The organism is Mycobacterium sp. TY814 (assembly GCF_030755175.1).
In the GTDB taxonomy this organism is placed as follows: Bacteria; Actinomycetota; Actinomycetes; order Mycobacteriales; family Mycobacteriaceae; genus Mycobacterium.
Window position 1 is genome coordinate 2321723 of the sequence record NZ_JAUFRY010000001.1, and the last position, 11333, is coordinate 2333055.

9 protein-coding genes are annotated in these 11333 nt (G+C 70.2%); 5 read left to right on the forward strand and 4 right to left on the reverse strand.

The genetic code is table 11. The features are described 5' to 3' along the window. From pyrE to ttfA, 3 genes are read right to left on the reverse strand one after another with little or no spacing between them, the layout of a single operon-like run. Positions 1-549: an orotate phosphoribosyltransferase gene (gene pyrE / locus QXH22_RS10375; protein ID WP_055580398.1), complete on the reverse strand. Its 549-nt coding sequence runs from the start codon at positions 547-549 to the stop codon at positions 1-3. Further along, positions 536-1309, reverse strand: a complete 774-nt coding sequence (locus tag QXH22_RS10380; RefSeq protein ID WP_306275507.1) for an SDR family oxidoreductase — start codon at positions 1307-1309, stop codon at positions 536-538. The genes pyrE and QXH22_RS10380 overlap by 14 nt, the downstream gene beginning before the upstream one ends. Before the next feature lie 6 nt (positions 1310-1315). Beyond that, positions 1316-2176 (reverse strand): trehalose monomycolate transport factor TtfA, encoded by an 861-nt coding sequence (ttfA, locus tag QXH22_RS10385; RefSeq protein ID WP_306242827.1) that lies wholly within the window; start codon positions 2174-2176, stop codon positions 1316-1318. Between the two features lie 169 nt (positions 2177-2345). Between ttfA and QXH22_RS10390 the strand changes: the two genes are divergently transcribed. From QXH22_RS10390 to QXH22_RS10400, 3 genes are read left to right on the forward strand one after another with little or no spacing between them, the layout of a single operon-like run. Further along, on the forward strand, positions 2346-5246 hold the full coding sequence (locus QXH22_RS10390; protein WP_371934180.1) for a PE family protein: 2901 nt from the start codon (positions 2346-2348) through the stop codon (positions 5244-5246). A 15-nt stretch (positions 5247-5261) separates the two neighbouring features. Then, entirely contained in the window at positions 5262-5696 is a 435-nt protein-coding gene (locus tag QXH22_RS10395; protein ID WP_306242830.1) for a DsrE family protein, read from the forward strand. A 17-nt stretch (positions 5697-5713) separates the two neighbouring features. After that, entirely contained in the window at positions 5714-6544 is an 831-nt protein-coding gene (locus QXH22_RS10400) for an enoyl-CoA hydratase/isomerase family protein (protein ID WP_306275509.1), read from the forward strand. 5 nt (positions 6545-6549) lie between these two features. Here QXH22_RS10400 and clpB read toward each other — a convergent pair whose 3' ends face one another. Next, the gene (clpB, locus tag QXH22_RS10405; protein WP_306242832.1) at positions 6550-9096 is read right to left on the reverse strand and encodes an ATP-dependent chaperone ClpB; all 2547 of its coding nucleotides are present in this window, start codon (positions 9094-9096) and stop codon (positions 6550-6552) included. A 136-nt stretch (positions 9097-9232) separates the two neighbouring features. Here clpB and QXH22_RS10410 point away from each other — a divergent pair, with 136 nt between their 5' ends. Next, a complete protein-coding gene (locus QXH22_RS10410; RefSeq protein WP_306275510.1) occupies positions 9233-10393 on the forward strand; it encodes an FAD-binding oxidoreductase in 1161 nt (386 codons plus the stop codon). A gap of 17 nt (positions 10394-10410) precedes the next feature. Then, positions 10411-11301: an aldose 1-epimerase gene (locus tag QXH22_RS10415; RefSeq protein ID WP_306242837.1), complete on the forward strand. Its 891-nt coding sequence runs from the start codon at positions 10411-10413 to the stop codon at positions 11299-11301. Positions 11302-11333 lie beyond the last annotated feature (32 nt).

Consider the following 11333-nt stretch of genomic DNA (forward strand, 5'->3'; position numbering starts at 1 on the left):
CTAGCCCAGCCCCAGATCGGCGAGTCCCAGCACGCTGCGGTAGGGCACACCCTCGGCTTCGATCGCCTCGGCGGCTCCGGTGGCGCGGTCCACCACGGTCGCCACGCCGATCACCTCACCGCCGGCGTCGCGGACGGCGCGCACTGCCGTCAGCGCGGAGCCGCCCGTGGTGCTGGTGTCCTCCACCACCAGCACCCGCTGGCCCGACACCTCGGATCCCTCGATAAGTCGTTGCATCCCATGGGTTTTCACCGACTTGCGGACCACGAATGCGTCGATCGGGCGACCGGGCGCATGCATGATGGCGGTCGCCACCGGGTCGGCGCCCAACGTCAGCCCACCGACCAGTGCGTAGTCCCAGTCCTGGGTGATCTCCCGCATCAGCCGGCCGATGAGCGCGGACGCCCGATGATGCAGGGTGGCGCGGCGCAGGTCGACGTAGTAGTCGGCCTCCTTGCCCGAGGACAGGGTGACCCTGCCGTGCACCACTGACAGCCGGCGCACGAGTTCGGCAAGCTCGGCCTTGGCCTGCGGATCAGGTCCGGCCACGACCACCACCGAATCGTTTGGTGAACAGCATCGCCAGCCGCCGCGGCATGGCCCGGCCCGTGCTGACCAGGAATTTGTATTGGACGCCCGGCACGACGACGACCTTGCCACGTGCGATGTCGGCAAGGCTTTCCCGGACCACGTCGTCGACTTGCAGCCACATGAACGACGGCACCTGCGCCATGTCCAATCCGGCGCGACTGTGGAATTCGGTGTGCACGTAGCCGGGGCACACCGCGTGCACACCAACGCCGGTGCCCTGCAACCCGTTTGCGAGTCCTTCGCTGAACGAGATGACCCACGCCTTGGACGCCGAGTAGGTCGAGCCCCGGCCGGGCAGTAGACCGGCAACGCTGGCGATGTTGATGACGGTGCCGGTTGCCGCGTTCATCATGGCCGGCAGCGCGGCACGAGTCAGGTGCATAACGGCGGCGACATTGACGTCGAGTTGCCTCTGCAGGTCCGCCGGATCGGTCGCCCAGAATTCGCCGGACATCCCGAAGCCGGCGTTGTTGACGAGCACCTGCACTCCCGCAGCCAGCCGGTCGGCCACTTTGTCACGGTCGGCGGCGTCCGCAAGATCCGCGGCCAGGATTTCGATGTCGCCGGCCTGGGATTGCAGTTCGCCGGCCAGTTCCTCGAGGCGTTGTGCGTCGCGGGCGACCAGCACCAGGTCATAGCCGTCGCGGGCGTAGCGGCGCGCGTATCCGGCTCCGATGCCGGACGTGGGCCCAGTGATCAGCGCAACAGGTCGAGGCATGTGCTCTCAGTGCTGGTAGTTGCTGGCCTGCTGGCCGTTGCGTCCCGTTCGCGGCGGACGCCGGACGCCTTCGGTACGGCTCTCCTCGCGGGCAACGGGCTCCGCGGCGCGACGAGCGGCATCGGGTATGACCCCGGCGGCCGGGTCCACCTGGGCGTGACGCTGCGGAAGTTCCGCGCGGGCGGCCGGGGCCAGCGGACGGCCGGGGGACGCGTTGCGGCGGCCTTCGGACTCGCCTTCCTCCTGCGGGGTTTCCGCAGGCAACGGCGGCAATACCCGTAGTAGGTCGTTGAATTGGCGCACCGTTCGCAGACCTTCGTCCCACTGCGCACGTGTGCTGGCGATCGGCATGGCGACCAGGGTCCAGTTCTGCTCGTTCCACATGATCTCGGCGCAGTCCGGCGCGGTGTGCGCGAAGGTGACCATGCGCCGGTCGCAGGCCCGCCGGGCGGCGTCGAGATTGGTGGAGTAGACCATGCGCGGACCGATGGCGCCGAGCAACCAGATATCGCTCTCGCGCGGCTCCTTGAGCCCCTTGAGCCGCAGGTCGACGACGACGTTGGTGCCCACCTTGCGGTGCAGCGCGATGACCGTCGCGACCTCCTCGAGGTCGAAGATGTAGACGGCTTCGCCGCGGATCTGGCCCAGCACGACGTTGTGGGCGGGGACGTCGCCGACCGTCGACATCACGCCGCGCTTCCAGCGGTGCAGGATGTCGGTCGATTCGCGTTCGTAGTCGAAGCCGTGCGAACGCGCCCATGACCTGCGGCGCCTGCTACGGCCGCGGCGCCGATCGATATCGACGTACAGCAACACCGCCGCACCGACGAAGCACAGTGCGGAGAGCGTGAACCAGAGGGGGACCATCCCCAACAGAGTATCTGCTGTGTGAGCCGAACAGAGAATCCGACCAGGTCACAACCCAATCACAGGACGCTACACACCGAATTCGGCTTTGCGAACCAGAACGGCGCTCTAATGCGGTCTGACCTGCGGAAGTCTATTCTCACTTCCGCGTCAGTTCGGGCTTGGTGCAATGAGGAGGATCCTCGTGTCTTTGATCGCGGTGCCGGATGTATTGACGGGGGCAGCAGGGGATATCGGGCGGATCGAGGCGGCGCTGGCCGAAGCCGGCGCGGCGGCCGCGGCTCCGACCACCGGGCTGACCGCCGCGGCCGGTGACGAGATCTCGGCGGCCATCGCGGCACTGTTCGGCAATTACGGACGTCAGTATCAACTCCTGAGCACCCAGGCGGCGACGTTTCACCGGCAATTCGTCCAGGCACTCAGCGGCGCCGGACTGGCCTACGCCGGCGCCGAAGCGGCCAACGCATCGCCGCTGCAGCTCATCGAACAGGTGATCAACGCCCCCACCCAGGTGCTGCTCGGGCGGCCGCTGATCGGCGACGGCGCGGACGGCACCGCCGCCAACCCCAACGGCGGGGCCGGGGGTCTGTTGTGGGGCAACGGGGGCAACGGCTACTCCCAGAGCGGCGCAGGGCTGACCGGCGGAGCCGGCGGCGCCGCCGGGCTGATCGGCAACGGTGGCGCCGGCGGCACGGGCGGCCCCGGGGGCACCGGCGGCGCGGGAGGCTCCGGTGGCTGGCTGTACGGAAACGGCGGTGGCGGCGGTGCCGGTGGTGCGGCCGTCCTGGCCGGCGGGAACGGCGGTGACGGTGGCGCCGGAGGTGCGGCCCGGCTGTTCGGCGCCGGAGGCGTCGGCGGGGCCGGCGGCGCCGGTGCGGCCGGGTCCACCGGTGGTGCCGGCAGTGCCCTCGTTCCCGACGGCGGCGCCGGGGGCTCGGGCGGCAATGGCGGCAGCGGTGGCACCGGCGGAAGTGCCGGCCTGTTCGGTACCGGCGGGGTCGGCGGCGCCGGCGGGGCCGGTGGCACGGGCGGATCGGGCGGGTCCGGCCATGACGGGGCCGTGGGCCCGGTCCGCGGTGCCGACGGGTCCGACGGTGGCAGCGGTGGCGCCGGGGGCACCGGTGGCACCGGCGGCGCGGGCGGCGCGGGCGGCGCCAACGCGTTCGGGCAGGTGGCCGGCCAGGGTCTCGGCGGAGCGGGCGGAAACGGGGGCAGCGGTGGTGCGGCGGGCAACGGTGGCACCGGTGCCACCGGGATCGCGACGGTCAACAGCGGTGTCGGCGGCTCCGGCGGCCACGGCGGCGACCCGGGTCTAGGCGGGCAGGGCGGCGCCGGTGGCGCCGGATTCGTCGCCGGCGCGCACGGAAGTGCCGGACTCACGCCGACCAGCGGTGGTGACGGCGGGGCCGGGGGCACCGGCGCGGACGGCACCACGCCGGGGGCGAACGGGGCGGCCGGCGGTCGCGGTGGCGACGGCGGACGCTACGGCAACGGCGGGGTCGGCGGCATCGGCGGGAACGGCGCGAACGGGGCGGCCGGCGGCACCGCGCCGACCGGCAATGGCACCGACGGCGGCAAGGGCGGCAATGGGGGCAGTGGCGGCGCGGGCGGCAATGGGGGCGCGCAGGGCGGCGGCGGTGGGGTCGGCGGAGCCGGCGGCCACGCGGGCGCGGGAGGGGCCGGCGGTGACGGTCTGAACGGCGCCAACGGCGCCGCCCCCGGCCTGAACGGTGCCGACGGCGGCAACGCCGGCAACGGCGGCAACGGCGGTCAAGGTGGCGATGGGGGTTCTGGTGGCAGCGGCTCGACCGGCCAAGCCGCCAGCGGCGTAGGCGGCGCCGGCGGGCACGGTGGCAAAGCAGGAACGCCGGGCACTGGCGGCAACGGCTCAACCGGCACGAGCGGACCTCCCACTAACCCGATTGGCGGCACCGGCGGCAATGGCGGGAATGGCGGCAACTCCGGGGTGGGCGGCATCGGCGGGGCAGGTGGCTCAGGCGCCAACGGCAAGGCCACTGACGGCCTCAACGGCACCGCAGTCACCGCCGGTCAAGGCGGCAAGGGCGGTGACGGCGGCGGCTATCAGGCCAACTCCGGCACGGGCGGCAACGGCGGCAGCGGTGGCGACGGCGGTGACGGTGGTAGCTCCGCGGCCGGGGGTGCCGGTGGAGCCGGCGGACAGGGAGGCGGATTCGGCGCCGGAGGAAGTGGAGGTGACGGTGGCGCCGGCGGCAAGGGCGGCAACGGTATTGCCGGCGGCAATGGCGGCACCGGTGGCTCCGCGGCCGGGACCGCATTCTCGCCCGTCCTCGGTGGGGACGGCGGCAACGGTGGCAACGGCGGAAACGGCACCGCCGGCCCGGGCGGCAGAGGCGGAGACGGTGGCACCGGCGGCAACTCCGGGGTGGCAAGTGGCGGAACCGGGGGCCAGGGCGGGAACGGCGGCACCGGCAATGGTGGTGATGGTGGTGACGGCGGCAACGGCGGCGCCGGCGGCTGGAGTGGCACCCAGAGCAACAGGGCCGGTAGCGGCGGCGCGGGCGGAAACGGCGGGGCCGCAACCAACGGGATGGGCGGTACGGGCGGGGTCGGCGGGGACGGCGGGGATGCGTTCAGCTCCGCGGCCGGCGGTACCGGGGGCAACGGAGGCATCGGGGGTGCGGGCGAGGGCGGTGGCAATGGCGGGGCGGGCGGCAACGGCGGAGACGCGAGAAACCCGCAGGCCCCGGGCGGCGCTGCCGGCTCCGGCGGCACAGGAGGGCTTGGCAAGGGTGCCAGCACCGGCGGGGTCGGTGGGCAAGGCGGCATTGGAGGCCAGGGCGGCACTGGCACCGCCACCAATCCCGGCGGCAACGGCGGGAAGGGGGGCACGGGCGGTACCGGCGGCATCTCAGAGTTAGGTAACGGCGGCGCTGGAGGTGACGGAGGCTTCGGCGGTGCCGGCGGTCCGGGGAAAGGCCTGCCTGGCCAGGGCGGCGGCATCCCGACCGAAGGCAAAGATCCAATCGGGAAGAATGGCGGCGTCGGCGGCACCGGTGGATCCGGCGGCAAAGGTGGCGGTCAGCCCTGACAAGAGGAGTAGCTGATGGCGGCGAAGGAACTGCACATCGACGTCCCGGTCGAACTCGACGAGGTGAAGGTGGTGTTCAGCGTGGCCTCGCTGACGTTCGAGGGCGATATGCCGGCCGTGCTGTTCCACGCCGGCATCGTCATCGCCGATGCCGCGGCATGGAAAGTGAAACCAGACGTGGTCGTGGTGTTCCACACGAACGCGGGCCACGTCACCCTGGACGACCAGACCTACAACACGAATCGGCACGTCGCGACCGGCAATCCGTACAAGGCGGTCATCGAAGGGCTGATCGCCAAGGGCGCGCAGGTCGAACTGTGCGGCGCCACCGCCCGGGCCATGGGCTGGGGCAACGCCGATCTGATTCCCGGCATCAAGGTCAACCGCAACGCGATGGCGCGGCTCACCCAGCTGGTGCAACAGGGGTTTGTGAAAATCACGGAGGCGTAAAAGGCTTAGGGGGGAGCATGACTTATCCGGGTTACCGGCTCATCCGGGTCGCCAGCGCAGACGGGATCTGCCGGGCCACCGTCGACAACCCGCCGATCAACCTGCTGGACATCCCGTTGATGCAGGAGATCGTCCGGCTCACCCGGGAGGTGGCGGCCGACGACGAGGTGCGGGTGCTGGTGGTCGACTCGGCCGATCCCGAGTTCTTCATCGCGCACGCAGACGTCGGCATGATCCTTGACCTGCCGGTCGAGGACACCGGGCTGCACGACGAGCTCAGCCCGTTCCACGCCGCGATGGAGAGCTTCCGGACCGTGCCGAAGGCCACCATCGCCGTCATCGAGGGCATCTGCCGCGGTGGCGGCAGCGAATGGGCGGCGGCGTTCGACATGCGCTATGCCGCGCTCGGCAGAGCGGTCTTCGGCCAGCCGGAAGTCGCGCTCGGGATCATTCCCGGCGGCGGCGGCACCCAACGCCTGCCCCGGCTGATCGGCCGCGGACGGGCGCTGGAAGTGATTCTCGGCGGCATGGACGTCGACGCCGCGACCGCGGAAGCCTGGGGGTATGTCGACCGCGCGTTACCGCCCGATCAGCTGAGGCGGTTCGTGGACAGATTGGCCCGGCGCATCGCGTCGGCTCCGGCGACGGCGGTCGCGGCCGCCAAGCGCGCCATTGATGCAGCGGGTGCGGCGGCCGGTGATTTCGACACCGGCCTGCGGGTCGAGGACCAGCTGTTCCGCCAAACCCTGGCCGAGCCGGCGGCGCGCAAACTGCTGCAGACAGTCATCGAGGCCGGCGCCCAGACCCGAGAATTCGAGCTGGGCAACCGGCCCCGACAGACTGATTAGCGGTCTCAGCCCAGGATCAGCGAGTCGCCGTCCGGGCTGACGTTGACGGGCACCACGTCGCCGTCGTGCACCTCGCCGGCCAGCAGCAGCTTGGCCAGCTGGTCGCCGATCGCCTGCTGCACCAACCGGCGCAACGGCCGGGCGCCGTACACCGGGTCGAAGCCCCGCTGCGCCAACCACTGCTTGGCCGGCAGCGACACCTCGAGCTGCAGGCGCCGCTGCGCCAGCCGCTTGTCCAGCTGAGCGAGCTGGATGTCGACGATCTGGACCAGCTCACCGGGCTCGAGGCCGTGGAAGATGATCACGTCGTCGAGCCGGTTGATGAACTCCGGCTTGAACGCCGAGCGCACCGCGGCCAGCACCTGCTCCTCGGTGCCTCCGGATCCCAGGTTGGAGGTCAGGATCAGGATGGTGTTGCGGAAGTCGACCGTGCGGCCCTGACCGTCGGTCAGCCGGCCCTCGTCGAGCACCTGCAACAGCACGTCGAACACGTCCGGGTGGGCCTTCTCGATCTCGTCGAACAGGATCACCGTGTACGGGCGACGCCGCACGGCCTCGGTCAGCTGACCACCCTGGTCGTAACCGATGTAGCCGGGGGGCGCACCGACCAGCCGGGCCACCGAGTGCTTCTCGCCGTACTCGCTCATGTCGATGCGGACCATGGCGCGGTCGTCGTCGAACAGGAAGTCCGCCAACGCTTTTGCCAGCTCCGTCTTACCCACACCGGTGGGGCCGAGGAACATGAACGAGCCGGTGGGCCGGTTCGGGTCGGCGACGCCGGCCCTGCTGCGGCGCACCGCGTCAGACACGGCCTGCACGGCCTTCTTCTGGCCGACGACGCGCTTGCCCAGCTCGTCCTCCATGCGCAGCAGCTTGGCGGTCTCGCCTTCGAGCAGCCGGCCGGCGGGAATGCCCGTCCACGCCGACACCACGTCGGCGATGTCGTCGGGACCGACCTCCTCCTTGAGCATCACGCCCTCGCGGGCCTCCGCATGCGGCAGAGCGGCGTCGAGTTTCTTCTCGACCTCGGGAATGCGGCCGTACCGCAACTCGGCGGCCTTGGCCAGGTCGCCGTCGCGCTCGGCGCGCTCGGACTCCCCGCGCAGGACTTCGAGCTGCTCCTTGAGCTCGCGGACGATGTCGATGGCGTTTTTCTCGTTCTGCCATCTCGTCGTCAGCTCGGCCAGCTCTTCCTTTTTGTCGGCCAGCTCGGCGCGCAGCTTCTCCAAGCGCTCCTTGGACGCGGCATCCTCTTCTTTGGCCAGCGCCATCTCTTCGATTTCCAGCCGGCGCACCAGCCGCTCGACCTCGTCGATCTCGACGGGCCGGGAGTCGATTTCCATCCGCAGCCGGCTGGCCGACTCGTCGACCAGGTCGATGGCCTTGTCCGGCAGGAAGCGGGCGGTGATGTAGCGGTCACTCAACGTGGCCGCGGCCACCAGCGCGGAGTCGGTAATGCGCACGCCGTGATGCACCTCGTAGCGGTCCTTGAGCCCCCGCAGGATGCCGACGGTGTCCTCCACCGACGGCTCGCCGACGAACACCTGCTGGAAGCGCCGCTCCAAAGCGGCGTCCTTCTCGATGTACTTGCGGTACTCGTCGAGCGTGGTCGCGCCCACCAGGCGCAGTTCGCCGCGGGCCAGCATCGGCTTGATCATGTTGCCCGCGTCCATCGCCGATTCGCCGGTCGCGCCGGCGCCGACGATGGTGTGCAACTCGTCGATGAATGTGATGATCTGCCCGGCCGAGTTCTTGATGTCGTCGAGCACGGCCTTGAGCCGTTCCTCGAACTCACCGCGGTACTTCGCGCCGGCCACCATCGAGCCCAGGTCCAGGGAGATGACGGTCTTGTCGCGCAGGCTTTCCGGCACGTCACCGGCGATGATGCGCTGCGCCAGGCCCTCCACGATGGCGGTCTTGCCGACGCCGGGCTCACCGATGAGCACCGGGTTGTTCTTGGTGCGGCGAGACAGCACCTGCACCACCCGGCGAATCTCGTTGTCACGTCCGATGACCGGATCGAGTTTGCCCTCGCGGGCGCGGGCGGTCAGGTCAGTGGAGTACTTCTCCAGGGCCTGGTAGGTGGCTTCCGGGTCGGCGCTGGTCACCCGCGCGCTGCCGCGCACCTTGACGAACGCCTCCCGCAGGGCCTGCGGGGATGCGCCGTGGCCGGTCAGCACCTTGGCGACCTCGGAGTCACCGGTGGCCAGCCCGACCATCAGGTGCTCGGTGGAGACGAATTCGTCGTCCATCTCGGTAGCCAGTTGCTGGGCGGCGGTGATGGCCGCCAACGACTCACGGGACAGCTGCGGCTGCGAACTGGAACCGCTGATCTGAGGCAGCTTGTCCAGCAGGCGCTGCGCCTCGGCGCGGATGGTGGCGGGGTCTACACCGACAGCCTCCAGCAGTGGTGCGGCGATCCCGTCGTTCTGCGTCAGCAGCGCCATCAGCAGATGCGCGGGCCTGATTTCGGGGTTACCGGCCGCCGAAGCAGCCTGCAGCGCCGACGTCAGGGCCGCCTGTGTCTTAGTTGTCGGGTTAAAAGAGTCCACGACCCCTCCGTTCTTATGCGTAGGTAAAAATCTTCTCGCGTACTCCAACGCCGTCAAGGTTGAGTCTGTTCCGCTCAACTCTAACTTTTTTCCCGGATCCGCGCGAGGGCCGGGCACGCGCCTAGAATCGGCGTCCGTGGGGCTCGAGGACCGGGAAGCGTTACAGGTGTTGCGCGACGCCTTCAGCCCCGACGACACCGGGCTGGTGCACCGCTTCTACACCCAGTGGTTTGCCCTGGACAACTCGGTGCGCGACCTGTTCCCACCCGAAATGAGCGGCCAGCGTGCCGCTTTCGCCCAGGCGATGCACTGGCTGTACGGCGAGCTCGTTGCCCAGCGGGCCGACGAGCCGGTGGCCTTCCTGGCCCAGCTGGGCCGCGATCACCGCAAGTACGGCGTCCTGCCGGCCCACTACGAGACGCTGCGCCGGGCGTTGTACTCCAGCCTGCGCGGCCACCTGGGCAGCGCCTGGACCGGCGCGGTCCAAGAGGCCGCTGACCAGTCCCTCAACCTGTTCGCCGGGGTGATGAGCGGTGCCGCCGACTCCGACGACGCGCCCGCCTGGCTGGACGGCACCGTCATCGAACACAACCGGGTATCCCGCGACCTGGCCGTCGTCCGGCTACACATGGACCGCCCGCTGCACTACCACCCCGGGCAGTACGTCAATGTGCAGGTTCCGCAATGTCCGCGCCGCTGGCGCTATCTGTCCCCCGCCATCCCCGCCGACCCGGGCGGTGGCATTGAGTTCCACGTCCGCATCGTGCCCGGCGGCCTGGTGAGCAACGCGATCGTCGGCGAGACCCGGCCCGGCGACCGGTGGCGGCTGTCCGGCCCGCACGGCGGCCTGCATGTCGACCGCGACGGCGGGGACGTGCTGATGGTCGCCGGCAGCACCGGCCTGGCTCCGTTGCGAACGCTGATCATGGACCTCAGCCGCTTCGGAGTGAACCCGAGGGTGCATCTGTTCTTCGGTGCGCGCTACCGCTGCGAGCTCTACGACCTGCGCACGCTGTGGCAGGTGGCGGCGCACAACCCGTGGCTGTCCGTCTCACCGGTATCGGAGTACAACAACGACCCGGCTTGGGCGGCCGACTACCCCGACCTGTCGCCGCCCCGGGGGCTGCACGTACGCCAGACGGGCCGGCTGCCGGAGGTGGTCACCAGGTACGGCGCCTGGGGCGACCGGCAGATCCTGATCTGCGGCGGCCCCGGGATGGTCCGCGCAACCAAGGCCGCGCTCATCGCCAAAGGTGCTCCGGCGCGCAACATTCAGCACGACCCACTGTCGCGATAGTTCCTCAGGAGGATCTGGTGCACGTCGTCACGCTGCGCGACCCGTCGTCATCGGTCGAGGCCCGGTTCGTGCCCAGTGCGGGAATGATCGGCACCTCGCTGACCGATGCGGGCGTGGAGTTGCTCGGCCAGCGGAGGGGGCTCGAGGCATATCTCGAGAACGGCAAGACGATGGGCATTCCGGTGCTGTATCCCTGGGCAAACCGGTTGAGCGCCAATACATATGAGGCCGAGGGCGTGACGGTGAGGCTGCGGCCCGGTGAGCACGGGGTGCGAGCAGACCCCGCGGGGTTGCCCATCCACGGCGTGCTGGCCGCGTACCCGGGGTGGCGCGTGACATCCGAGTCGGCCAGTGAACTCAGCGCCGAGCTGGATTTCGGCGGCGACGAGCGACTGCTGGCCAGCTTCCCTTATCCCCACGTGCTCACCGTGACGGTGGGACTCGCCCAGCGGACTCTGACCCTGCGCACCACCGTGACGCCGACGGGTGATCGCGCCGTCCCATTGTGCTTCGGCTACCACCCGTACCTCCAGCTGCCGAACACCGACCGCTCCGAGTGGGTGATCGAGACGCCGCCGCTGCGCCACCTGTCTCTGGACGACCGCGGACTGCCGACCGGCGAGGCCGTCGCGCAACCCGCCCGCTCGCAACGACTTGGCACTGACACGTTCGACGACGCCTACGACAGCGTCGGCGAGGGCGCCGTCTTCGCGGTGAGTGCCGGCGCTCGCCGCATGGAGGTGTGCTTCGAGCAGGGCTACACCGCGGCGCAGATCTTCGCGCCCCCGGGTGAGGACGTGATCTGCTTCGAGCCGATGGCCGCCCCGACGGACGCATTACGCCGGGGCGGCTATCGAAAAGCCGGCTCCCGCGACGCGTTAAGTGCCGCATTTTCCATCCGCGTCTGACGCTGCGAAACTTCTCCGAATTTTTTCAGAAT